This window comes from Lentzea flava (assembly GCF_014648475.1).
GTDB lineage: Bacteria > Actinomycetota > Actinomycetes > Mycobacteriales > Pseudonocardiaceae > Lentzea > Lentzea flava.
Window position 1 is genome coordinate 537,712 of the sequence record NZ_BMRE01000001.1, and the last position, 23,445, is coordinate 561,156.

Genomic DNA, 23,445 nt, shown 5'->3' on the forward strand with positions numbered 1-23,445 from the left:
AGGAAGCGTGCGGACACCGATGACTGAGCCCGGCGGCCAACCGTTGCACGACAATTACGGCCCGGAAGCCCGCAGAGCCGTCGAACGCGAGAGCGTGCTGCCGACGACCGGATGGGAACGCGAGGTCGCCCGCGGCCTGGAACTGGGGCTCCCCGCAGCGGACTCCATTGTGGACAGACGCATCCCCACGTTCTCCCGCGGTGAGCTGCCGCACTTCGCGGGCATCAACACGTTTCTCAAGGCGCCGTTCGTGGAGGACGTCCGCACGTGCGGCGAGTACGACGTGGTCGTGCTCGGCGCACCGTTCGACGGCGGGACCACCTATCGGCCCGGCACCCGGTTCGGGCCTCAGGGCATCCGCAAGATCTCCGCGTTGTACGGCCCGTACAACTTCGAACTCGGCGTGGACCTCCGCGAGTCCATCACCATCGCGGACGTCGGCGACGTGTTCACCATTCCCGGCAACATCGAGAAGACGTTCGACCAGATCAGCAAGGCGGTCGGGCACGTGTACGCGTCGGGTGCCTTTCCGGTCGTCCTCGGGGGCGACCACTCGATCGGCTATCCCACCGTGCGCGGTGTTTCCGAGCACCTGCGGGGAAATCTCGGCATCATCCACTTCGACCGGCACGTCGACACGCAGGAAACCGATCTCGACGAGCGGATGCACACCACGCCGTGGTTCCACGCGACGGACATCCCGAACGTGCCGGCCCGCAACCTCGTCCAGATCGGCATCGGCGGCTGGCAGGCACCGCGCCCCGGTGTGAAGGTCGGGCGCGAGCGCGGCACGACGATCATGACGGTGACCGACTGCGTGGAGATGGGCATCGAGGCCGCCGCGCAGCGGGCGCTGGACGTGGCGTGGGACGGCGCCGAGGCCGTCTGGCTGAGCTTCGACGTCGACTGCCTCGACGCGGCGTTCGTGCCCGGCACCGGCTGGCCGGAGCCCGGCGGGTTCCTGCCCCGCGAGGTGCTCAGGTTCATCCAGCTGGTCGCCGCGCAGCCGCTCGCGGGCATCGAGGTCGTCGAGTGCTCTCCCCCGTACGACCAGGCGGAGATCACGTCGCTGATCGCCACCAGGGTCATCTGCGACACCCTCGGCTGCCTCGTCCGCGCGGGCCACCTCCCTCGACGCTGACAGCCTTCTCCCACAACAGAATCTCATTGGAGTCCGGTTTGACTTCCCGCTGCATCAGCCGTTTCCTGATCGCACTCGTTCTGCTGTGCGCCACGGCATGCACCTCGACCCCGGCGTCCGCCGGCAAGATCACCCTCGGGCTGAGCGCGTGGCCCGGCTGGTTCCCGTGGCAGGTCGCGCAGGAGCAGGATCTCTTCCGCCGCAACGGCGTCGACGTCGAGCTCAAGTACTTCGACAGCTACACCGACAGCCTCAACGCGCTGTCGAGCGGTGCGATCGACGCCAACAGCCAGACGCTCAACGACACGCTCGCGTCGGTCAGCGGTGGCGCGCAGCAGACGATCATCCTCGTCAACGACAACTCCACGGGCAACGACCAGGTGATCGCCCGTGAGGGCATCTCGGGCGTCGCCGACCTCAAGGGCAAGAAGGTCGCCGTCGAGCAGGGCACCGTCGACCACTACCTGCTGCTGCTCGCCCTCACCGAAGCCGGTCTCACGCAGAAGGACGTCGAGCTGGTGCCGCTCGCCACCGACGCCGCCGCGGCGGCCTTCGTCGCGGGCAAGGTCGACGCGGTCGGCGCCTTCGCGCCGTTCACCACCACCGCGTTGCAACGTGCCGGCAGCCGTGCCATCGCCACCTCCGCCGAGTTCCCCGGCGCCATCCCCGACCACCTCGTGGTGTCGCGCGAGTTCGTGAAGAACCGCCCGGAGGCGGCGCAGGCGTTGGTGAACACCTGGTTCGACACGCTCGACTGGATCAAGGAGAACAACGACAGGGCCGTCGAGATCATGGCCAAGCGCGGTGGCGTGAGCCCGGCCGACTACCGGACCTACGAGGCGGGCACCACCATCTTCACGTTGCGGCAGAACATCGACGCGTTCACGCCGGGCGTGACGCCCACCCACCTCAACCACCAGGCCGGTCAGATCGCGGACTTCATGGTGAGCACGGGCCTCACGCCGAACCGGCCCTCGCTGGACGGGCTGTTCGACGACAGGTTCGTCAAGGCGGTGCAGAGATGAAGGCCGCCCTGGCCGAACGCTCGGCGGACGTCCGCGCCACCTGGCCGCCACTGCCGCGCCGGACCCGCTCGCGCCGCACGGCGCTCACCATCCGCACACCGCTCTCCCGCCGCGCCGCGACCGCGCTCACCGTCGGATCGCTGGCCGTCCCGTTCGCCTGCTGGGTGGTGCTGAGCGCGACCGGCGCCGTGCCCGCCACGTTCCTGCCGGCGCCGGGCGCGGTGCTGTCCGCCGGCTGGGAGATGGCGCGCTCGGGCGAGCTCGCCGTCGACGCGTGGACGACGACCCGCCGCGTGCTGGAGGGTTTCGGGCTCGCGGTGCTGGTGTCCGTGCCGCTCGGCATCCTGATGGGCACGTTCCACGCCGGGCAGGCGGCGTTCGAGCCCGTGATCGGGCTGCTGCGGTACCTGCCCGCGAGCGCGTTCATCCCGTTGCTCATCATCTGGCTCGGGCTCGGCGAACCCTCCAAGATCGCGATCCTGTTCATCGGCACGGTCTTCTTCAACACCCTGATGACCGCCGACGTCGTCCGGGGTGTGCCGCGCGCCCTCATCGACGTCTCCTACACGCTCGGCGCCCGCCGCGGTGAGGTGCTGCGCAAGGTCGTGGTGCCGCACGCGTTGCCGGGCATCATCGACGCGGTCCGGGTCAACGCGGCGGCGGCGTGGAACTTCGTGGTGGTGGCGGAGCTGGTCAACTCCACGGCCGGGCTCGGCTACCGGATCGTTCGCGCGCAACGCTTCCTGCAGACGGACAAGATCTTCGCGGTGCTCGTCGTGATCGGCGTCATCGGTGTGACGATCGACGTGGCCCTGCGCCTGGTGCGCGCTCGGGTGGGGCGGTGGGCCGCATGACGCTCGAACTCGTCGACGTCTCCATGGACTACGGCCTGCGCGGTCGCGAGAAGCGTGCGCTCGACGGCGTGAACATCACGGTGTCCCCGCGCGAGTTCCTCTGCGTCGTCGGTGCGAGCGGCTCGGGGAAGTCGACCCTGCTGTCGCTCGTCGCCGGGCTCACGACGCCGACCAGCGGCGTGATCACCATCGACGGCCGGCCGATCACCGGCCCCGGACCGGATCGCGGGCTGGTCTTCCAGACCGGATCGCTCTACCCGTGGCGCACCGTGGAACGCAACGTCGCTTTTGGACTGGAGCTGCTCGACCTCGACGCGGCCGAACGCCGCCGCAGGGTCGACTGGTACCTCGCCGAGACCGGACTCGCGGACGTGCGCAGGTCGTTGCCTCGCCAGCTCTCCGGCGGCCAGCAGCAACGGGCCGCGATCGCGCGGGCCCTGGTGTGCGAGCCGGACGTGCTGCTGCTCGACGAACCGTTCGGCGCGCTCGACGTGCAGACCAAGGAGGACATGCAGCTGTTGATCAGGCAGATCTGGCGCGACACGGGCACCACCGTGCTGATGGTCACCCACGACGTCGAGGAGGCCGTGTTCCTGGGCACCAGGGTCGTCGTGCTCGCGAGCGACCCCGGCCGGGTCGCCGCCGACCTCCGGATCCCGCTCGCCGAGGACCGCACTCTCGCGACCAAGCGCTCGCCCGCGTTCCTCGAGCTCCGCGCGTCCGTCGAGGACCTGGTGCGCGCCCAGCACCGCAGCGGGGTGGCCAGGTGAGACTCCACGGACACTCCATCGGCCGCAAGCTCAACCTGTTGATCGTGCCGCCGCTGGTGGCGGCGGTGCTCGTCGCCGTGCCGTTCCTCCTCGGCCAGGCGGGCGACGCGGGATCGGCCGCCGGTACCGCGACGTCCGCACGGCAGGTGCGCGAGCTGGGGAACCTGATCTGGGAACTGCAGAAGGAACGCGTGCTCACGGCCGCGCACCTCGCGGCGCCCACCGACGGCGAGAACCTCAGGCGCCAGCACGGAAACGTCGACAAGGCAGCCGAGGAGGTGCGCACCGCACTCGGGTCGACCATGTCCGACGAGCTCGACAACGCGTTGGTGCGGCTGGGTTCGCTGACCGGGCTGCGGCAGAACGCCCTGCGCGGCGGAGCGTCGTCCGACGGCGTCGCGCGGACCTACCACGCCGCCATCACCGCGATCATCGACTCGCTGCGCCTCGTTCCGCAGCCGACCGGCGACGCGGAGGGCACGCGGCAGCTCACCGCGCTCGAAGCGCTGCTGCGCGCCACCGAGCAGCAGTCCCTGCGCGACACCGGCCTGATCATCGCCGCGACGAGGAGGCAGACCGGGCAGGATCTGCTGAACGACGCCGTGATGCAGGCGGACGCGTTCACCGAGCGGTTCGTGCAACAGGCCGACGCCGACCACGCCGCACTGGTCGTGACGGTGGAGGAAGGCGCGGAGGCACGGCGGGTGGACGACCTCGCCACCCGGCTGCCGGGCCAGCCGAACCCGTCGTTCGCGACCGAGGCGCTCGCCGCGGTGACCGCGCAGGCCGAGCTGCGCAAGGTCGCGCAGGACACCGTCACCGACGAGATCGCCGCGGCGGCCTCGGCGCGCGCGAGCAGCGCCACCGTGGTCGCGTGGACCGTCGGCGCCGGAGGCGCGGCGCTGTTCGCCCTCGTCGTGTGGCTGGTGATCGTCGTCCGGCGCTCGATCGCGAACCCGTTGCGCAACCTCACCGACGCGGCGGGCGCGGTCGCCGACCTCGCCGGCCGCGAGCTGGTGCGCGTCTCCGACACCGAGGGGGCCGACGAGCAGCTGCCGCGGCTGCGCGAGATCGACGTGTCGTCCGGCAACGAGCTCGGCAGGCTCGCCGAGGCGTTCAACCGCGTGCAGGGCACGGCGGCGCAGCTCGTGGAACGGCAGGCGATCACGCGGCACAACGTGAGCCTCATGTTCGCCAACGTCGCCAAGCGCACGCAGAGCCTCGTCAGCAGGCAGCTCGCCCTCGTCGACGAGCTGGAGCGCGACGAGCAGAACGAACGGCTGCTCGCCAGCCTGTACCAGCTCGACCACCTCTCCACGCGGCTGCGGCGCACCGCCGACAACCTGCTCGTGATCGCGGGCGCCCGCGAGGACGGCAAGCTGTCCGGCCCGATGCAGCTGGCCACGGTCCTGCGCTCGGCACTTGCGGAGATCGAGGACTACCAGCGGGTCCGGCTCGGCACCGTCGGCAAGGTCACGATGCCGTCCTCGCTCGGGTCGGACCTGATCCTGTTGTTCGCGGAACTGCTGGAGAACGCGACCTCGTTCTCGTCGCCGGAGTCCACTGTGGAGGTCGGCACCGCACGCGCGGCCGACGGCTCCTGCGTGGTGAAGATCGTCGACCACGGCATCGGGATGACCGAGGCCAGGCTCGCCGAGGAGAACCAGCGCCTGGTGGACCGGGAACGGCTGGACATCGCGCCGACCAGCGTGCTGGGCCTGTTCGTGGTGGGACGGTTGGCGCGCAGGCATTCCCTCACCGTCGACCTGCTCCCGACCGAGGGCGGCGGCGTCACCGCGCGGGTCGCGCTGCCGGCCCGGCTGCTGACGCAGGACGACCGGCCCTCGCGGTCCTCACTGCTGACGACCGCGCCACCGGCACCGCTGGACGGCAGGGTCTTCGGCTGGTTCATGGACGACCCGACCACGACGCTGCCGGTCGTGAGCGACCAGCCCGACCACCTCTCCGGCGAGCTGACCGCGGAGATCACGCTGGTGTCGTCGGCCATCGCGCGCGTGGCGGTGCTGCCGCAGCCCGATCCACCACCACCCGTGCTCGCACCCGACCAGGCCGGACGCGCGGGACTGACCCGGCGGGTGCCGGGCGCCAACCTCGCACCGAGCCTGCGCAGCAACACCACCGCGACACCGGCCGCACCGGCTCCCGAGAACACCGCCTCCTGGCAGGACCGCGACCCCGCCGCCGAACGAGCCGCGCTCGACGCGTTCGCGAACGGTCTGGCACTGGGCGCCGCCGCCGGAGCAGGTACGCAACCCACGAGAGAAGGCAGTGAATGAGCACGCTCCCCGCCGCACGGACCAGCGTCGAGGCACAGAACTTCAACTGGCTCGTGACCCGGTTCGCCCAGGGCACCCCCGGCGCCCTGGCCGCGATCGCCGTGTCGTCCGACGGTCTGCTCATCGCGATGTCGACGGATCTGGTGCGGGAGAACGCCGACCGGCTGGCGGCGATCACCTCGGCCATGCTGAGCCTCGCGAACGGCGTCTCCGACTGCCACCCGCTCGGCGGACCGGACAAGGTCATCGTCGAACTGGGGCACGGCTACCTGATCGTCTCCACGATCAGCATCGGCTGCGCCCTCGGTGTGCTGGCGTCCAAACAGGCCGGTCTCGGCACGATCGGCTACGAGATGGCGATGTTCGCCAACCGCGCCAGCGCCGTGCTCACCCCGCAGGTGATCGAGGAACTCAAGTTCACGGTCGGGCGGTAGGACATGCAGGACCGCGAGGTCTCGCTGCTGCGGCCGTACCTGCTCACGTCAGGCCGGGCCGGGCCGATCGACCGCACCCTCGAGATCGAGGCCCAGGTGCTCACCACCGAGCTCGGCTCGGCGTCCCACGCGAGCCTGTCGTTCGAGCGCCGCGACATCGTGGCGCTGTGCACGAAGACCATGTCGGTGGCCGAGGTCGCCGCGATTCTCGGGCTGCACATCGGTGTGGCCCGGGTTCTCGTGGCGGACCTCGCGGCGCTCGGGTACGTCGTCGTCCACCGACCGGCCGCCGGCCTCTCCGGCGACCCCGCCATGATCGAGAGGATCATCCGCCGCCTTGAAGCAATCAGCTGAACCCCGCACCCCGACACCGGTCAAGATCATCATCGCCGGCGGTTTCGGGGTCGGGAAGACGACCGCCGTGTCGTCCATCTCCGAGATCACACCACTGCGCACCGAGGCGGCCATCACCACGGCGTCCGACGACGTGGACCGCACCGCCCACGTCCCGGACAAGACCACCACGACCGTGGCGCTCGACTTCGGCTGCATCACGATCGACGACGACATCAAGCTGTACCTGTTCGGCACACCGGGCCAGGACCGCTTCGGCTTCATGTGGCGAGACCTGGTGCTCGGCGCGCTGGGAGCGCTCGTGATCGTCGACACGCGCCGCATCGACGAGTGCTATCCGGCCGTCGACTACTTCGAGAAGGCGGGGCTGCCGTTCGTCGTCGCCGTCAACCTCTTCGAGGGCAGGCTGAGCCACGCCGTGGCGGACATCCGCTGGGCGCTGGCGATCGGCGACCACGTCCCGCTGATCACCTTCGACGCCCGCGTGAAGCTGTCGGTCCGCGACGCGCTGCTGACCGTGCTGCGGACCACGCTGCAACGCGTGACCTCGCCGGCAGCGCCCGGTCAGGGGTAGTAGCCCTCGACCGGCACCCTGGCCTCGTCGTAGAGGTGCGGTCCGTCGGTGGGCACGGCGGGGAACCCTCCCGAGGTCTTCAACCCGTTCAGCTGATCTCCGGAGAGGGCGAACACCACGTGCCCGATGCCGGACCGCGCCAGGGCACCCGAGCACATCTGGCACGGTTCGCAGCTGGTGTACATCGTGGTCCCGGCCGCCGTGGCCGGGTCCAGCGACCGCGCGGCCCAGCGCGCCAGCTTGAGCTCGGGGTGGGCGGTGATGTCGTTGTCGGTCAGGGTGGAGTTGCGCTCCTCGGCGATCACGGTGCCGTCCGGCCCGACGAGCAGCGACCCGAACGGCGGGTTGCCGCCCGCCCGCGCCTCGGCCGCCAGCGCGATCGCCCGCCGCAGATGTTCTTCGTTCACCGGAGTTCCTTTCGCACCGCGGCCAACGCGTGCCAGGCGACGTCCGGGTGCCGCGTCTCCTCCGGATCGCCGGCGAACGGGTCGAGCACCACGGCGTGCGCTCCGTCCGCGCGCAGTCCTTCCAGGTCTGCCACGACCTGGTCCAGCGTGCCCTCGCCGAGCCGCCGGTTCTCCGGCGGTTCGTCGGTGAGCCTCAGCATGATGCGCGGCGCCAGCGACGGGCGCGGACGGTTCTCGGCGGCGGCAACGACTTCCAGCCGTGCCAACGCTTCCCGCCATCCAGCCGGAGTCTGCCGCAACGGGTGCCAGGCGTCGCCGAGCCGGACCACGCGACGCAGGGCGCCGTCGCTGTGGCCGCCCACCCAGATCGGGATGTCTCCGGCGCGGTAGCCCTCGTCCTGCCACGCCTCGCGCACGGTCGTGATCAGCTCGTCGGTGAGCTTTCCCCTGCGCTCGAACGGAACCCCGAGCGCCGCGAACTCCTGGCGCGCCCACCCGATCCCGACGCCGAGCACGAACCGGCCGCCGCTCAGGTCGGCCAGGTTGGCGGCCATCCGCGCGACCAGCAGCGGATGCCGGTAGGGCGCGATCAGCACCGTCGTGCCGAGGGTGATCCGCTCGGTGACGCCGGCGAGCCACGACAGCGCGGTGAACGGCTCGTAGAACGGTGCGGGGTACTGCTCGGCCACGTCGGGCGTCACCACCACGTGGTCGGACATCAGGAGCATGTCGAAGCCGAGGCCCTCCACCGTCCGCGCCCAGTCGCGCAGCACGCCGGGGCTGGTGCCGGGGCCGAAGTTCGGGACGTTCACGCCGATCAACACATGATCAAGACTAGGAGGCCGGCCACCCGCGGCAGAAGGGACTGTTCCCGGCATCCGGGGCCGTGCGCCGTGGATTCCACGGTAACTTCGCGCCATGACCGAGACCCTCGACGCGACCGACTGGGCGATCCTCGCCGAGCTGCAGCGGGACGGCAGGGTGCCGCTCACCGAACTCGGCCGCCGGGTCAACCTCAGCGCCTCGGCCACCACCGAACGCGTCAAGAGGCTGGAGAGCACCGGAGTCATCACCGGCTATCGCGCCACGGTGGACCTCGGCAAGGTGGGCTACGGCGTCCTCGCCGTCGTGCGGCTGAAGTACCCCGGCAACCAGCACCAGCCGCTGCACCGGCTGCTGGCCGAACGCGCCGAGATCCTGGAGTGCCTGCGCACCACCGGTGAGGACTGCTACACGCTCAAGGTCGCCGCAACCTCGATGCCGCACCTGGAAAAGGTGGTGGACGAGCTGATGGCGTTCGGCAGCACCACGACGAGCATCGTCTACAGCCAGACCGCGGCCTACCGGGGCGTGAGCGCGCCGAACGCCTGAGCCCCGGTGAGACGTCCCCGCTAGTGCTCGCCGTCGGCGCGGGATCGCTGTTCTTCTCCCACGTCAACGACGCCGGTTTCCGGCTCGTGAAGACCCTGCTGTCCGTCGTCGGGCTCGTCCTGGTGCCGCTCGTGGACCTCGTGATCTGGTGACATCCCCTTCTGACAGCCGGTGTGCGCGCGGTGCCAGCACGGTGTGCGCCCCCTGCCAGCGACCGGCCGCAGTCTTGGCCGGTCGCCGGGAATCCGGTGGCAGAAGGGGATTTCTCATGCATGACGTAGTGATCGTGGGCGCCGGCCCCGTCGGTCTCCTGCTCGCCTGCGAGCTCGGCCTCGCGGGGTGTTCCGTCCTCGCGCTCGAGCGGGAGCCGGGGCCCGGCTCGCCGTGGCGGGCGGCGCCGCTCGGGATGCGCGGCCTGTTCATCTCCTCGGTCGAGGCGCTGGACCGCCGCGGGATGCTGGAGCCGGTGCTGGCGACGGCGGGCGATCCGGCCGCCGTCGCCGGGCCACGCCGGCGGGCGGGGGGTCATTTCGCCGGCATCATGCTCGACGCGGCCAACCTCGACACCGGCCCGCAGCCGTTCCGGTTGCCCAGCTCGGCACCGGAGTTCGTGCTGACCGACCTCGGCACCGTCGAGGCGGTGCTGTCCGAGCGAGCCGTCAAGCTCGGCGTGGAAATCCGTTACGGCGCCGAGGTTTCCGCCATCGCCCAGGACGACGGAGGCGTCGTCGTGAGCGACGGCGAGCACGAGTACGCGGCGCGCTGGGTCGTGGGCTGTGATGGCGGGCGAAGTGCCGTGCGCACGCTCGCCGGTTTCGGCTTCGACGGCACCGAACCGACCTTCACCGGCTACGTGATGCTCGCGACCGTCGCGGACGCCGAACGGCTCGGCCCGGGGTTCAACCTGACGCCGCAAGGCATGTACATCACAATGCCCGCGCCGGGGCACATCGGCGTGATGGACTTCGACGGCGGCGCGTTCGACCGGTCCCAGGAACTGACCCGCGACCACCTCCAGGCCGTGCTGCGCCGCGTGTCCGGCATCGACGTGACGCTGACCGACGTCCAGTTCGCCTCCAGCTTCACCGACCGGGCCAGGCAGGCGACGACCTACCGGCGGGGACGCGTCCTGCTCGCGGGAGACGCCGCGCACATCATGTCGCCCCTCGGCGGGCAGGGTCTCAACACCGGCCTCGGTGACGCCGTGAACCTGGGCTGGAAGCTCGCCGCGACCGTGCGGGGACGTGCGCCGGAAGGCCTGCTCGACACCTACGACAGCGAACGCCGTCCGGTCGGTGCCTGGGCGCTCGACTGGACCCGCGCCCAGGTGGCGACCATGCGGCCGGACCCGCACGCCCGCGCGATCCGGGCAGTCGTCAGGGACCTGCTCGCGACCCGGGATGGCACCAACCACGTGATCAGGAAGATCACGGGTGGAACGACCCGCTACGACCTCGGCGACGAGCACCCGCTGGTCGGGCGCAGTTCCCCGGACTTCCGCCTGGAGGACGGCACCCGCCTGGCCGACCTGATGCAGGACGGGCGAGGCGTCGTCCTCGACTTCAGTGCCGGCGGGTGCCTGAGGGATTCGGGCTGGGACGGCGACCTGCGGTATGCCGCCGGTCCCGCGGTGGACGACCTGGGTCTGGGCGCCGTGCTGGTCCGTCCCGACGGGATCGTGGCGTGGGTCGGCGATCGCGTTCCCGACCAGGAAGGCTTCGACCGAGCCGCTCGCCGGTGGTTCGGCGACCCTAGGGCTTGGTGACGAGCAGGTCGATGGCGTCCGGCAGCTCGGCCCGCAGCTGCGCCACCGCGTCGGCGTTGCCCGCGAGGTGGTGCAGCAGCGCACGCTGGAAGACGCCGTCGAGCGTCACGTAGGCGACGGCCGGTGAGCCCGCGGGCTCACCGCCGCGCAGCTCGGCGTAGCGGCTGATCACCCGCCACACCATGGCTTCCCGGTGGCTGTCGATCTCCAGCACGTCGGCGCGGAAGGACTCGTCGAACAGGCTCTGGTTGCGCAGGTCGTACCAGAGCCGGTGCAGCGTCGCGTCCTGGCAGAGCGTGTCGAAAAACGTCGCGACGAACTCGTCGCGCAGCTGCTCGGCGCTGGTCGCGGTGGCCACCACCTCGTCGTACTTCGTCACGCAGACCACCTCGTACTGGCGGACCGCCTCGGTGATCAGGTCGCGCTTGTCCGCGAAGTAGTAGTGCAGGACTCCGTGGGAGAACTCGGAGTTCTGCGCGATCTCGCGCAGGCTCGTCCGCGCGTAGCCCAGTTCGGCGAGCGTGTGCAGCGTCGCCACCGCGAGCTCGGTCCGCCTGGCGTCGAACTTGTCGACCTGCCGGCGGGCGATCCGGTCCTGCTTGCTCTCGGCGACGTCCGTCACGCCTCGGATCCTAACGCCGATGACGACGATGTCTGACCAGCCGTCCGAAAAATCTTGGACAGTTGTCAAAGAAAAACTTGACGACTGTCAAGCGAAAGCTAGGGTGTGAGCCAACTCACTTCAGGAGGCGACTCGATGACGAGTTATCAGCTGAACGGACGGAAAGCGCTGGTCACTGGCGGTGCGCGTGGTCTGGGCGCGGGGATGGCCGAGGCGCTCGCCGCGGCCGGCGCGGCGGTCGTGATCAGCGACGTCCTGGAGGACGAGGGCAAGCAGACCGCCCAGGCGCTGCGCGACTCGGGCGCGACTGCGGAGTTCGTGCCGTTGGACGTCACCGACGACGTGAACTGGGCCTCGGCGGTGAGCACCACGATCGACGCCATCGGCGGCCTCGACATCCTGGTGAACAACGCGGGCATCGAGATCACCAGCCTGATCACCGAGCTCGACCCCGCCGACGCCCGCAGGATGCTGGACGTCAACGTGCTCGGCACCGCACTCGGCCTCAAACACGGCCTGCGCGCGATGCGTCCGGGCGGCGCGGCGGGCAACGGCGGCTCGATCATCAGCGTCGCGTCCGTCGCGGCGACCATCGCCTTCCCCGGCATCAGCGTGTACTCGGCGACCAAGTCCGCCATCGACCGGCTCACCAGGGTGGCCGCCGCGGAGTCCGGCAAGCTCGGCTACGGCGTGCGGGTCAACTGCATCTACCCCGGCCTCACCCCCACCGCGATGGGCAACCAGCTCGCCGTCGACTGCGCCCGGCTCGGCCTGTTCCCCTCGCCGGAGGCGGCGGCGGGTGCCGTGGTGGAGCTGACCCCGCTCGGGCGGCTCGGGCAGGTCGACGACATGGCCGACGCGGTGGTGTTCCTCGCCTCCGACGCGTCGAAGTTCATCACCGGCGCGGGTCTTCCGGTCGACGGCGGAATGGGGATGTGATGAGCAAGCCTGTCGTCGTCTACGGCGCCTCCGGCTACACCGGCCGCCTGATCTGCGAGTACCTGCGCGAATACGGCATTCCGTTCCTCGCCGCCGGACGGGACGCCAAGAGGGTCAAGGAAGCGGTCGACGCGGTGCCCGGCATCGACACCGTCGACTACGAGGTCGTCGAGGTGGAGCACACCGAGGCGGCGCTGACCGAGGCGTTCACCGGGGCGAAGGTCGTGCTCAACACCGTTGGCCCGTTCTCCCGCCACGGCCACGAAGCCGTGCGGGCGAGCCTCAACGTCGGAGCGCACTACACCGACACCAACGGCGAGCAGGACTGGATGATCGACGCCGAAGCACGCTACGGCGCCGAGTTCGCGACGCAGGGCCTGCTGCTCTCCCCCGGCATCGCGCAGATGTACACGGTCGGCGAGATCGCCGCGCAGATCTGCCTGGAGACGCCCGGACTGGACACTTTGGACATCGAGGTGTTCTGGAAGGGCTACCCGACCGTCGCCTCCACCAACACGATCCTCACCAACGCGGCGTTCGCCAAGGCGTACTACCTGGAACAGAACGAGTACGTGGAATGGCCGTCCGACGCCGGGCTGTACGAGCTCGTCGTGCCCGGTCAGCACGAGCTGGGCCTGGCGCTGCCGTGGGGCGGCACCGCGCATCCGGTGTGGTTCAGGAAGGATCCGCGGGTGGCGTCGGTGCGGGCGCTCGGCGGCGTGTTCAACCGGCCGCTGATGCTCGGTGTGCCGCAGATCGTCTCGGCCGCGCTGCAGCAGATGGAAGGCAAGTCCGACGAGGAGAAGTACCGGATCGTCGACGAGTTCTCCGCGCAGGTGCGCAGCGAGATGCCGCCCAGGGAGAACCCGCGGATCAACATCTCGCTCGACTCCGTGCACGCGTCCGGCCCGCTCGGCCGCGCGCACTGCGTCATCCACGGCAACTGCAACTACAAGCAGACGGCGTTGCTGAACGTGCACGCCGCCGTGCACCTGTTGCAGGACGCGCCGCGGCGGGTCGGGTTCGCCTCCGGCTGCCAGGCGTTCGGCCACCGGGAGCTGCTCGGCACGCTGCGGTCGTTCGGCCTGGTGCTCGACCCGATCCTCGAAGTGCACCGCTGATGCGGCTCTGCGACTACCTGGACAAGGGCGCGTCGCTCGGTGGCGACGCGCCGTGCCTGACGATCGGCGGCGTCTCCACGACCTACGCCGAGGTCCAGCAGCGCTCCCGCACGATCGCGGGGGCGTTGCAGGGCAGCGGAATCAGCCCCGGCGACCGCGTCGCCGTGCTGTCCGCGAACGATCCGCTCGCCCTCACGTGCGTGTTCGGCATCTCGCGGGCGGGCGCGGTGTGGTGCCCGGTCAACCCCCGCAACGAGGCCGCGGAGAACCGGGAGCTGCTCGACCTGTTCGGCTGCCGCTGCCTGTTCTTCCAGGCCCGGTTCGCGCCGCTCGTGCAGCGCATCCGCGGCGACCTGCCCGCGCTGACCGCGCTCGTGTGCCTCGACGGCGAGGTGGAGGGCGCCGTCACGTTCAGCGCGTGGCTGGAGCGTCACGGCCGGGAGCCGGACCCGGTGACGGTGGCCGACGACGACCTCTGCGTGCTGGCCGGCACCGGCGGCACCACCGGGCGTCCCAAGGGCGTGCGGCTGACCGGCCACAACCTGGAGACCGCGACCGCGCTGACCCTGATGAGCTACCCGTTCGGCGACCGGCCGCGCTACCTGGCGCTCGCCCCGCTCACGCACTCGGCTGGCGTGCTCACGTTCCCGATCATGGCCACCGGTGGCGAGACGGTGATCATGCCCGCGCCCGACCTCGGCGAGTTCCTCCTGCTGATCGAGCGGCACCGGATCACCCACGCGTTCCTGCCGCCGACCGTGATCTACGGCCTGCTCGACCACCCGGACCTCGACTCGACCGACCTGACCTCGCTGCGCTGCCTCTGGTACGGCGCCGCGCCGATGTCCCCGGTGCGGCTCACCGAGGCGCTGCACCGGATCGGGCCGGTGATGGGCCAGCTGTTCGGCCAGACCGAGGCACCGAACATGATCGCCACTCTCGCCCCCGCCGACCACTTCCTGCCCGACGGCTCGATCGCGACGGCCCGGCTGTCCTCGGCGGGCAGGCCCACCCCGCTGACGCAGGTCGCGATCATGGCGCAGGACGGCACCCTGCTGCCGCGGGGAGAACGCGGCGAGATCGTCGTCCGCGGCCCGCTGGTGATGGCCGGGTACCACGAGAACCCGGCCGCGACGGCCGAGGTCAGCGCCCACGGCTGGCACCACACCGGCGACATCGGCTACCTCGACGACGACAACTACCTCTTCATCGTCGACCGGGCCAAGGACATGATCATCACCGGCGGGTTCAACGTGTACTCGGCCGAGGTCGAACAGGCGTTGCGGGCCCATCCCGCGGTCCAGGACACCGCCGTCGTCGGACTGCCCGACGACAAGTGGGGCGAACGGGTGACCGCGGTCGTGCAGCTGCGCGCCACCGGGCACACCGACGCCGACGAGCTCACGACGTTCGTGAAGGAACGGCTCGGCAGCGTGAAGGCGCCCAAGCAGGTGGAGATCTGGCCGGACCTGCCGCGGTCCAAGGTGGGCAAGGTCCTCAAGACCGAGATCAGGGACCGGCTCACCAGGAGATGAACCTCCGCCTCGGCAGCGCGCCGAGGCGGAGGTCCGCCTTCGTCACCCCGTCGTGCTGACGATCCGGTCGTCGGTGGAGCCGGGGCTGCCGCGCCCGTCGCGGTTCGACGTCGAGAACCACAGCGTGCCGTCCGGTGCCGAGGCGACCGCCCGCAGGCGGCCGTACGTGCCGGAGAACAACGCCTGCGGCTGGCCGACACCCCCGTCGGCGGCGACCGGGATCTTCCACAGCCGCTGTCCACGCAACGCCGCCAGGTAGAGGTTCCCCTGGTGGAACGCCAGGCCGCTGGGCGAGGCCGACGCGGTCGACCAGGTCAGCACCGGGTTGACGAAACGCGTGTCGTTGCAGGGACCTTCACAGGTCGGCCAGCCGTAGTTGCCGCCGGGCTGGATGCGGTTCAGCTCGTCGAGCCGGTTCTGCCCCAGTTCGGCCGCGAACATCCGGCCCCCGCTGTCCCAGGCCAGTCCTTGGACGTTGCGGTGACCCAGGCTGTAGACCAGTGACGACGTCGGGTTGTCCGGCGCGGGTTTGCCGTCCATCGTCATGCGCAGGATCTTGCCGCCGAGCGAGGCCGGGTTCTGCGCGTTGGCGGTGTTGCCCGCGTCGCCGGTGCCCGCGTAGAGCAGTCCGTCCGGTCCGAACGACAGGCCGCCGCCGTTGTGGATCGACTGGCCGCGCGGGATGCCGGTCACGATCGGCTGGGGCGTCTCGCCGATGCGGAACCTGGCGATCCGGTTGTCCGAAGCGGACGTGTAGTAGACGAACACGTACCCGTCCGCGGCGTAGTTCGGCGAGACGGCGATGCCCAGCAGACCGCCTTCGCCCTGCGCCGAGACACCGGGGATGCGGGCGACCTCGCGCGTCGTGCCGTTGCCGACCGACAGCACGCGGGCCGAGCCGCGTTCGGTGACCAGTGCCGAGCTGTCCGGCAGGAACGCGATGTCCCACGGCACGACCAGGTTCGTCGCCACGTCGCGCTCGACCGCGGCCGCCGTTCCCGGTGTCAACGCCAGACCGAGGGCCACCGCAGTCCCGAGCAGCAGACCTTCACGGAGTCTCATGCTTGCCTCCTTGACCTTGTGACGAGGTGTCTGCGGCGGCGGCAGCGCGAGAACTCCTCCGTGTGTAGCACCGTGAGAGCGCGCTCAACACCTTCGGCCGTAGGTCATGGCGTCTGTTCGAAGCCGTTCGACGAAATGCTTGATTTCGGTCAACACTGAAACAATTGTGGCGACTGTGGAGCAACGAGTCCCGGCCAGCTAGGGACCTTCGATGGTGTGAGCGGCGGGCGGCCGCACGGACAGTGGGGTGATGCAGGCTTCACCACGCACCACGACGGAGTGAACTGATGGCCGATGTCACGGCGGCGCTGGGGCTGACCGCGCAACAGGTCGAGCGTGCACTCGTCACCGCCACGCTCGCTCCCTCCGTGCACAACACCCAGCCCTGGCGGTTCAAGATCCGGCCCGACCGGATCGAGTTGCACACCGACACCTCCCGTGCGTTGTCGGCGACCGACCCCGAGGACCGCGAGCTGCGGCTGTCCTGCGGAGCGGCGCTCTACAACCTCCGGCTGGCGTTGCAGGGCATGGGCGTACGTCCCCTCGTCACGATGCTGCCGGGCAACGACGCGCCCGGCGCCCTCGCGGTCGTGCGGCGCGGCGGCACCGTGAAGATCGACGACGAGACCCGCGCGCTGCTCGACGCGGTGCCGCGCCGCCGCACGAACCGCAGGCCGTTCCTGGAGGCCCCCGTCGATCCCCGCCAGCGGCACGCGCTGGTCCGCGCCGCCGAGCTGGAACGCTCGTGGCTGCACGTCGTGACCACGCCGCAGGGACGCGCCCAGCTCCAGCAGTTCGTCCGCAGGGCGCACGAGATCCAGCTCGCCGACCGGGCCGTGCAGGCGGAGCTCGCCGCGTACTCCGGCCACCGTCCCGGCGCCACCGACGGCGTGCCACCGCCCTCGGCGGGCGTGCGCCCGGCGATGCAGGACGAGTGGGCGTTCCGCGACTTCGGCGGACCCGAACGCGGCCCCGGCAAGGACTACGAGTCCGATCCGCTGGTCGCGGTCCTGTGCTCGCACTACGACAGCCAGCTCGGCGATCTCCAGGCGGGACAGGCGATGCAGCGGGTCCTGCTCACCGCCACCGTGCGCGGGCTGTCCGCGTCGTTCCTCTCCCAGCCGATCGAGGTGCGGCCGGTCAGGGAGGACCTGCGCCGCGCACTGGGTGGCGTGCTCGTGCCGCAGACCGTGCTGCGCGTGGGGTACAGCACGCCGGTGCCGGCCTCACCGCGGCGCTCGGTCGCGGAACTGCTGGTGGACGCCGAAGAAGAGGCGGTTGCCGGTCACTGAGCCGCGCACCGCGCTCCCCACTGCCGCGCCCGGTCCAGCTCGCCCTCCACGAGCGGGCCGGGCGTTCCGCCGACGTAGAAGTTCTGCGCGGACGTGCGGGCGGGGAACCCGGCACGCCGCAGCCGGTGCAGGGCGGCGCGGGCGGCGGAGCCGGGCAGCCTCGGTCGCCTCACCTTCGTGTCGAACGCCGCCACCGCCGGGCGTGCCGCTCCCGCGCTGACCTGGTCCACCCACTCGCGCAGTCCCGTGCCCGACGCCCTCTTCGCGTCGGCTCCCTGCTTGCCGGCGTCGGCACGGGTGCTCGGCCTGCTCAGGCCGAACGCGTGCGTCGGACCGCCGACCACGAGCAGCTCGACGTCCGCGCCGAGCACGGCGGGAGCGGATCCCACCTCCACGACGTCGACGGTCATCGCGGTCCGCAGGCCGTCCGCCACCGCCTCGGCGATCTTCTCGGTGTTGCCGAACATCGACTCGAAAACCACGAGAGCGTGCTTCATGCGGCGACGGTAGGTCCGCCGCCCCCGTGGCCAGGAGGTCCTTAGGTCCTCGGCCGCGAGGACCACGGTCTCTGCGCCGCGACCGCCGCGGCGGCAAGCCTGGAACGGACGCAGTGACGAGGAAGGTGCTGATCCGGTGACCACGACGACGGAGCGCACGTCCACCACGGCCTGGCGCCGTTTCCGCGACGGGCGGTGGTGCGACGAGATCGACGTGCGCGGCTTCATCCAGGCCAACTACTCCCCCTACGAGGGCGACGCGGGCTTCCTGTCCGGTCCGACGCCGCGCACCACCGCGTTGTGGCACCGGTTGACGGAGATGTTCACCGAGGAGCGCGCCCGCGGGATCCACGACGTCGACGCGAGCACGCCGTCGTCGATCACCGCGCACGCTCCCGGCCACCTCGACGACGAGATCATCGTCGGCCTGCAGACCGACGCGCCCCTCAAGCGCGCGATCATGCCCGCGGGCGGTCTGCGGATGGTGGAGACGAGTCTCGCGACCTACGGCCACGAGCTGGACCCGCGCGTCCGGGAGATCTTCACCAAGTACCGCAAGACGCACAACGACGGCGTGTTCGACGCCTACACGGCCGAGATCCTGCGGGCGCGCAAGGCCGGCATCATCACCGGGCTCCCTGACGCCTACGGCCGCGGCCGGATCATCGGCGACTACCGGCGCGTTCCGCTCTACGGCGTCGATCGGCTCGTCGCGGCGAAGAAGGCCGAACGCGCGGCGCTCGACGACCTGGTGTCCACGGAGGACGTGATCAGGGACCGCGAGGAGCTGGCAGAGCAGATCCGCGCGCTCGGCGAACTGCGCCGCATGGCCGCGTCCTACGGCCACGACATCTCCGGTCCGGCGAGCACGGGCCGGGAAGCCGTGCAGTGGCTGTACTTCGCCTACCTCGCCGCGGTGAAGGAGCAGAACGGCGCCGCGATGTCGCTCGGCCGCACCTCCACGTTCCTGGACGTGTACCTGCAGCGCGACCTCGACGAGGGCCTGCTCACCGAGCGCGAGGCGCAGGAACTCGTCGACGACCTCGTCATCAAGCTGCGCATCGTGCGGTTCCTGCGCACGCCGGAGTACGACCAGCTGTTCTCCGGCGACCCGACGTGGGTCACGGAGTCGATCGGCGGCATGGGCGACGACGGGCGAACGCTGGTCACGCGCACGAGCTTCCGGTTCCTGCAGACCCTCTACAACCTCGGCCCCGCACCGGAACCGAACCTCACCGTGCTGTGGTCCCCGCGCCTTCCCCCTGGCTTCAAGCGGTTCTGCGCCAAGGCCTCCGTCGACACCAGCTCCATCCAGTACGAGAACGACGACCTGATCCGCCCGCGCTTCAGCGACGACACCGCCATCGCCTGCTGCGTGTCGGCCATGGAGGTCGGCCGGCAGATGCAACTGTTCGGCGCACGGGTCAACCTGGCGAAGGCGCTGCTGTACGCGATCAACGGCGGGCGCGACGAGATGACCGGTCTCCAGGTGGGGCCCGCCGTTGCGCCGATCACCTCGGAGTACCTCGACCCGCACGAGGTGCGCGCGGCGTTCGACCGGATGACCGACTGGCTGGCCAAGACCTACGTCGAGGCGCTCAACATCATCCACTACATGCACGACAAGTACGCCTACGAACGCATCGAGATGGCGTTGCACGACCATCCGGTCCAGCGCCTGCTCGGCTGCGGCATCGCGGGCCTGTCGGTGGTGGCGGACAGCCTGTCGGCGATCGAGCACGCCCGCGTCCGCGTGATCCGGGACGAGACCGGCCTCGCGATCGACTACGTCGTGGAGGGAGATTTCCCCAAGTACGGCAACAACGACGACCGTGCGGACGCGATCGCCGTGGAGCTGGTGGAGAGCTTCATGGCGAAGGTTCGGCGCTACCCGGCGCATCGCGGTGCCGTGCACAGCCAGTCGGTGCTGACGATCACCTCGAACGTGGTCTACGGCAAGCACACCGGCAACACCCCGGACGGCCGGCGCGCGGGCGAACCGTTCGCACCGGGCGCGAACCCGATGAACGGCCGCGACCGGCACGGGCTCGTCGCCGCGGCGCTGTCGGTGGCGAAGCTGCCGTACGACCAGGCGCGGGACGGGATCTCGCTCACCGCGAGCATCACGCCCGCCGGGCTGGGACGGACCGAGGACGAGCAGGTGACCAACCTCGTCGGCGTGCTCGACGCGTACACCGACGCGGGCGGCTTCCACCTCAACGCCAACGTGCTCAACCGCGACACGCTGCTCGACGCCATGGCCCACCCGGAGAACCACCCGCAGCTCACCATCCGCGTGTCCGGTTACGCGGTGAACTTCATCCGGCTCACGCCGGAACAGCAGCGCGACGTCGTCAACCGCACGTTCCACGAGTCGCTGTGACCGGCACCGGATCAGTCCATTCGTGGGACGTCGCCACCGCGGTCGACGGGCCGGGCACCCGCTTCGTGCTGTTCCTGGCCGGGTGCCCGCTGCGCTGCCGGTACTGCCACAACCCCGACACGTGGCACGAGCGCGACGGCCGCCGCACGACGGTCGACGAGGTGGCGGCCGAGATGGCGAAGTACCGCCGGTTCATCGAGGTGGCCGGCGGCGGCGTGACCATCAGCGGCGGGGAACCGTTGCTGCAACCGGACTTCACCGCCGCCGTCCTGCACCGGGCGAAACAGCTCGGCCTGCACACCGCGCTCGACACCTCGGGGTTCCTGGGCGCCCGTGCCACCGACGAGCTGCTCGCCGACACCGACCTCGTCCTGCTCGACATCAAGTCCTGGGACCCGTCGACCTACCGGCACGTCACCGGTGGCGAGGTCGGGCCGACGCTCGAGTTCGCCCGGCGGCTGTCCGCGCTGCGCAAGCCGATGTGGATCAGGTTCGTGCTGGTTCCCGGCGAAACCGACGCGCCGGACAACGTCGACGGCATCGCCTCGTTCGTCAGCACGCTGAACGCCGTGGAACGGGTCGAAGTGGTGCCGTTCCACAAACTCGGCGCGCCCAAGTACGCCGCGCTCGGCATCCCGTTCCCCCTGGCGGACACCCCTGTGCCCGACGCCGCTCTGCTGCGGCGCGTGCGCGGCCAGTTCGTGGACCGCGGAGTGCCGGTCAGCTGAGGCCGCAGGAGCCTTCCGGTCGTGATCGCCGGGACGTTGGTCCTGTCCCGCGCACGACGTTCCGAACTGCGTCCGGCCACCTCTGGTCGCGCAAGCTCGAAGGCATCCGTTCCCGTTGGTTGAGGAGAAATCTGTGCTGTCCGCTGCTTCAGCTGCCGTGGTGCGCGCGACCCTTCCCGTCGTCCGCGACCACGCCGCCGAGATCACCGCCGAGTTCTACCCGTCGATGTTCGCCGCGCACCCCGAGCTGCTGAACCTGTTCAACCAGGGCAACCAGGCCAACGGACGGCAGCGGATCGCGCTGGCCCCCGCGGTGGTCGCCTTCGCCGAGCACCTGCTCGACGGTGTGCCGTTCGGCCCGATCGCCGACCGCATCGCGCACAAGCACGTCTCGCTCGGCGTCCGTCCCGACCAGTACCCGATCGTCGGCAAGCACCTCATCGGCGCCGTGGCCACCGTGCTCGGTGACGCCGTCACACCCGAGGTCGCGGCGGCGTGGGAGGAGGTGTACTGGCTCTTCGCCGTCCTGCTGGTGGCCGCAGAGGCGCGGCTCTACCAGAACGCCGGGGTCTCCCCCGACACGGTCTGGCGTCCGTGGCGCGTGGCCAAACGCGACGAGGAGGCCGTCGACACGGTGTCCTTCACCCTGGTGCCCGACGACGGCGGCCCGGTGCCGGCGTTCGAGCCGGGTCAGTACGTGTCCGTCGCCGTCGACCTGCCGGACGGGCACCGGCAGCCGCGCCAGTACTCGCTGTCGCAGGCTCCCGGCGACGGTGAGCTGCGCATCACCGTGCGGCGCGTCCCGGACGGCGCGGTGTCGAACTTCCTGCACGACAACGTGCACACCGACGACGTCGTGCTGGTCACCTCGCCCGCGGGCGAGGTGACCCTCGACCACACCGGACGGCCGGTCGTGCTGATCAGCGCGGGCATCGGCATCACCCCGATGTTGTCGATGCTGCACCACATCGCCGCCACGCAGCCCACGCGCACGGTCGTCGCCGCGCACGCCGAACTCACGCCCGAGCGGCACGCACACCGCGCGGAGTACGACCAGCTCGGCGGTTCGCGGCAGCTGACCTGGTACGAGAACGGCGACGGGCGCGTCGACGTGGATGCGATCCCGCTGCCTCTCGGCGCGATCGCCTACCTGTGCGGTCCTATCGCCTTCATGCGCGACGTCCGGGCCGCCCTGCGCCGTCGTGGCATGTCCGCCGACGACATCAGGTACGAGGTGTTCGGTCCCGGCGCACTGGACGACGCTTCTTACTGACTTGTAAGTTAGCTGCATGACGATCCCTGCTGACGTGGCCGCCACCGACATCGGCGCGGTCGAGGAGTTCTGCGGCAAGTGGGAGAAGGCCTGGAACGCGCGCGATGCCGACGCGGTGGCCGCACTGTGCGCGGACGACCTCGTCTACGACGAACCGGCGCTGCGCGGCACCGCGCACGGCCGGGAAGCCATCCGCGCGTTCGTGGCCGAGATGGCGCGCAACTTCCCGGACTTCTCGTTCAAGCGAATGGGCGTCTACGCCGAGACGACCCGGCGCGCGGTGCTCGTGGCGTGGCAGTTCACCGGCACCGTCGCGGGCACCGACCGGCGCGTCGAGTTCCACGGCGACGACCGCCTGGAGCTGGGCGAGGACGGCCTCGTCCACGCCTACCGGTGCCTGTACGACAACAAGTTCGTGGAGCGCCAGGTGCGCGGCGGGGCAGCCGGGCGGTGACCGGGCAGGCACCGGTCCGCCTGCCCGCCGCCGCACGCCGGGCGGGGATCCTCGACGCGGCCGAGCTCGAGTTCGCCCGGCACGGTCTGGCCGGCGGGCGGCTGGACGCCATCGCCGAGCGCGCCGGGATCTCGCACCCGCGCGTGGTCCAGATGTTCGGCTCCAAGAAGAAGTTGTTCCTCGAGGTCGTCGACATCGCCTACGGCAAGATCGAGACGGCGTTCGAGCGCGCCGAGCCGACGTTGACCGCGCTGGGCGACGCCTACGTGAAGCTGCTGCGCCGCGAGAGCACCGTCGGCCTGGTCGTGTTGCAGGGCTATGCGGCCGCTGCCGACGACGACGTCCGGCAGGCGGTGCGGCGACGGCACCTGGACCTGATGAAGTCGATCGCGCGGTTGACGGGCGCGGACCCGGCGCAGGTCCGCACGTTCTTCGCCACCGGCCTGGTCCAGACCGTCTCCAGCGCTCTCGACCTGCCGGAACGGCGTGCCGACACGGCGTGGAGCGGGTGGATCCTGCAGCTCGTCGATCCGGCGGGATGAACTAC

General features: G+C 70.6%; 24 protein-coding genes and 1 pseudogene. 20 read left to right on the top strand and 5 right to left on the bottom strand.

Features of this window, described 5'->3' with window-relative positions; genetic code table 11:
* Window positions 1-19: 19 nt before the first annotated feature.
* From IEZ09_RS02595 to IEZ09_RS02630, 8 genes are read left to right on the top strand one after another with little or no spacing between them, the layout of a single operon-like run.
* Window positions 20-1,141 carry an agmatinase family protein gene (locus IEZ09_RS02595; protein WP_189251858.1) on the top strand — a complete coding sequence of 374 codons (1,122 nt, stop codon included), beginning with the start codon at window positions 20-22 and terminating at the stop codon, window positions 1,139-1,141.
* A gap of 38 nt (window positions 1,142-1,179) precedes the next feature.
* On the top strand, window positions 1,180-2,166 hold the full coding sequence (locus tag IEZ09_RS02600; protein WP_229812187.1) for an ABC transporter substrate-binding protein: 987 nt from the start codon (window positions 1,180-1,182) through the stop codon (window positions 2,164-2,166).
* On the top strand, window positions 2,163-3,020 hold the full coding sequence (locus IEZ09_RS02605) for an ABC transporter permease (protein ID WP_229812188.1): 858 nt from the start codon (window positions 2,163-2,165) through the stop codon (window positions 3,018-3,020). Before IEZ09_RS02600 ends, IEZ09_RS02605 begins: the two co-directional genes overlap by 4 nt.
* On the top strand, window positions 3,017-3,790 hold the full coding sequence (locus tag IEZ09_RS02610; RefSeq protein ID WP_189251860.1) for an ABC transporter ATP-binding protein: 774 nt from the start codon (window positions 3,017-3,019) through the stop codon (window positions 3,788-3,790). Before IEZ09_RS02605 ends, IEZ09_RS02610 begins: the two co-directional genes overlap by 4 nt.
* Window positions 3,787-6,087, top strand: coding sequence for a sensor histidine kinase (locus tag IEZ09_RS02615; RefSeq protein WP_229812189.1), 2,301 nt, complete (start codon window positions 3,787-3,789; stop codon window positions 6,085-6,087). The genes IEZ09_RS02610 and IEZ09_RS02615 overlap by 4 nt, the downstream gene beginning before the upstream one ends.
* Window positions 6,084-6,521 (top strand): roadblock/LC7 domain-containing protein, encoded by a 438-nt coding sequence (locus tag IEZ09_RS02620; protein ID WP_189251861.1) that lies wholly within the window; start codon window positions 6,084-6,086, stop codon window positions 6,519-6,521. The genes IEZ09_RS02615 and IEZ09_RS02620 overlap by 4 nt, the downstream gene beginning before the upstream one ends.
* Window positions 6,522-6,524: 3 nt before the next feature.
* A complete protein-coding gene (locus IEZ09_RS02625; protein ID WP_189251862.1) occupies window positions 6,525-6,875 on the top strand; it encodes a DUF742 domain-containing protein in 351 nt (116 codons plus the stop codon).
* The gene (locus IEZ09_RS02630) at window positions 6,859-7,449 is read left to right on the top strand and encodes a GTP-binding protein (RefSeq protein ID WP_189251863.1); all 591 of its coding nucleotides are present in this window, start codon (window positions 6,859-6,861) and stop codon (window positions 7,447-7,449) included. The genes IEZ09_RS02625 and IEZ09_RS02630 overlap by 17 nt, the downstream gene beginning before the upstream one ends.
* Here the strand turns inward: IEZ09_RS02630 and IEZ09_RS02635 are convergent.
* Both IEZ09_RS02635 and IEZ09_RS02640 read right to left on the bottom strand, forming a co-directional pair.
* Window positions 7,440-7,856, bottom strand: coding sequence for a nucleoside deaminase (locus IEZ09_RS02635; protein WP_189251864.1), 417 nt, complete (start codon window positions 7,854-7,856; stop codon window positions 7,440-7,442). The two genes, IEZ09_RS02630 and IEZ09_RS02635, sit on opposite strands and share 10 nt — an antisense overlap.
* Entirely contained in the window at window positions 7,853-8,680 is an 828-nt protein-coding gene (locus tag IEZ09_RS02640; RefSeq protein ID WP_189251865.1) for an LLM class flavin-dependent oxidoreductase, read from the bottom strand. Before IEZ09_RS02640 ends, IEZ09_RS02635 begins: the two co-directional genes overlap by 4 nt.
* A gap of 94 nt (window positions 8,681-8,774) precedes the next feature.
* Here IEZ09_RS02640 and IEZ09_RS02645 point away from each other — a divergent pair, with 94 nt between their 5' ends.
* From IEZ09_RS02645 to IEZ09_RS02655, 3 genes and pseudogenes are all read left to right on the top strand, one after another.
* Complete coding sequence (locus tag IEZ09_RS02645; RefSeq protein ID WP_189251866.1) at window positions 8,775-9,227, top strand: Lrp/AsnC family transcriptional regulator; 453 nt, start codon at window positions 8,775-8,777, stop codon at window positions 9,225-9,227.
* A gap of 17 nt (window positions 9,228-9,244) precedes the next feature.
* Window positions 9,245-9,379, top strand: a pseudogene (locus IEZ09_RS02650) (GntT/GntP/DsdX family permease); the annotation flags it as partial.
* Between the two features lie 116 nt (window positions 9,380-9,495).
* Entirely contained in the window at window positions 9,496-10,992 is a 1,497-nt protein-coding gene (locus tag IEZ09_RS02655; protein WP_189251867.1) for an FAD-dependent oxidoreductase, read from the top strand.
* Here IEZ09_RS02655 and IEZ09_RS02660 read toward each other — a convergent pair.
* A complete protein-coding gene (locus IEZ09_RS02660) occupies window positions 10,979-11,614 on the bottom strand; it encodes a TetR/AcrR family transcriptional regulator (RefSeq protein ID WP_189251868.1) in 636 nt (211 codons plus the stop codon). The genes IEZ09_RS02655 and IEZ09_RS02660 overlap by 14 nt on opposite strands.
* A 135-nt stretch (window positions 11,615-11,749) precedes the next feature.
* Between IEZ09_RS02660 and IEZ09_RS02665 the strand changes: the two genes are divergently transcribed.
* From IEZ09_RS02665 to IEZ09_RS02675, 3 genes are read left to right on the top strand one after another with little or no spacing between them, the layout of a single operon-like run.
* Window positions 11,750-12,553, top strand: coding sequence for an SDR family NAD(P)-dependent oxidoreductase (locus IEZ09_RS02665; protein WP_189251869.1), 804 nt, complete (start codon window positions 11,750-11,752; stop codon window positions 12,551-12,553).
* Window positions 12,553-13,674, top strand: a complete 1,122-nt coding sequence (locus IEZ09_RS02670; protein ID WP_189251870.1) for a DUF5938 domain-containing protein — start codon at window positions 12,553-12,555, stop codon at window positions 13,672-13,674. Before IEZ09_RS02665 ends, IEZ09_RS02670 begins: the two co-directional genes overlap by 1 nt.
* Complete coding sequence (locus IEZ09_RS02675) at window positions 13,674-15,209, top strand: acyl-CoA synthetase (protein WP_189251871.1); 1,536 nt, start codon at window positions 13,674-13,676, stop codon at window positions 15,207-15,209. The genes IEZ09_RS02670 and IEZ09_RS02675 overlap by 1 nt, the downstream gene beginning before the upstream one ends.
* Window positions 15,210-15,251: 42 nt before the next feature.
* Here the strand turns inward: IEZ09_RS02675 and IEZ09_RS02680 are convergent, their stop codons facing one another.
* Window positions 15,252-16,271, bottom strand: a complete 1,020-nt coding sequence (locus IEZ09_RS02680; protein WP_189251872.1) for a PQQ-dependent sugar dehydrogenase — start codon at window positions 16,269-16,271, stop codon at window positions 15,252-15,254.
* 287 nt (window positions 16,272-16,558) lie between these two features.
* On the opposite strand from IEZ09_RS02680, the gene IEZ09_RS02685 reads away from it, so the two are divergent.
* The gene (locus IEZ09_RS02685) at window positions 16,559-17,563 is read left to right on the top strand and encodes an Acg family FMN-binding oxidoreductase (RefSeq protein ID WP_189251873.1); all 1,005 of its coding nucleotides are present in this window, start codon (window positions 16,559-16,561) and stop codon (window positions 17,561-17,563) included.
* On the opposite strand, the gene IEZ09_RS02690 is transcribed toward IEZ09_RS02685, so the two are convergent.
* Window positions 17,557-18,060 (bottom strand): flavodoxin family protein, encoded by a 504-nt coding sequence (locus IEZ09_RS02690; protein ID WP_189251874.1) that lies wholly within the window; start codon window positions 18,058-18,060, stop codon window positions 17,557-17,559. The two genes, IEZ09_RS02685 and IEZ09_RS02690, sit on opposite strands and share 7 nt — an antisense overlap.
* Window positions 18,061-18,196: 136 nt before the next feature.
* Between IEZ09_RS02690 and pflB the strand changes: the two genes are divergently transcribed.
* The 5 genes from pflB (at window position 18,197) to IEZ09_RS02715 (ending at window position 23,440) form a co-directional block, all read left to right on the top strand.
* Window positions 18,197-20,443: a formate C-acetyltransferase gene (gene pflB, locus IEZ09_RS02695; RefSeq protein ID WP_189251875.1), complete on the top strand. Its 2,247-nt coding sequence runs from the start codon at window positions 18,197-18,199 to the stop codon at window positions 20,441-20,443.
* Entirely contained in the window at window positions 20,440-21,171 is a 732-nt protein-coding gene (gene pflA, locus IEZ09_RS02700) for a pyruvate formate-lyase-activating protein (protein WP_189251876.1), read from the top strand. Before pflB ends, pflA begins: the two co-directional genes overlap by 4 nt.
* Before the next feature lie 133 nt (window positions 21,172-21,304).
* Window positions 21,305-22,444, top strand: a complete 1,140-nt coding sequence (locus IEZ09_RS02705; RefSeq protein WP_189251877.1) for a globin domain-containing protein — start codon at window positions 21,305-21,307, stop codon at window positions 22,442-22,444.
* A gap of 16 nt (window positions 22,445-22,460) precedes the next feature.
* A complete protein-coding gene (locus tag IEZ09_RS02710) occupies window positions 22,461-22,898 on the top strand; it encodes a nuclear transport factor 2 family protein (protein ID WP_189251878.1) in 438 nt (145 codons plus the stop codon).
* Window positions 22,895-23,440 (top strand): TetR/AcrR family transcriptional regulator, encoded by a 546-nt coding sequence (locus IEZ09_RS02715; RefSeq protein WP_189251879.1) that lies wholly within the window; start codon window positions 22,895-22,897, stop codon window positions 23,438-23,440. Before IEZ09_RS02710 ends, IEZ09_RS02715 begins: the two co-directional genes overlap by 4 nt.
* Window positions 23,441-23,445 lie beyond the last annotated feature (5 nt).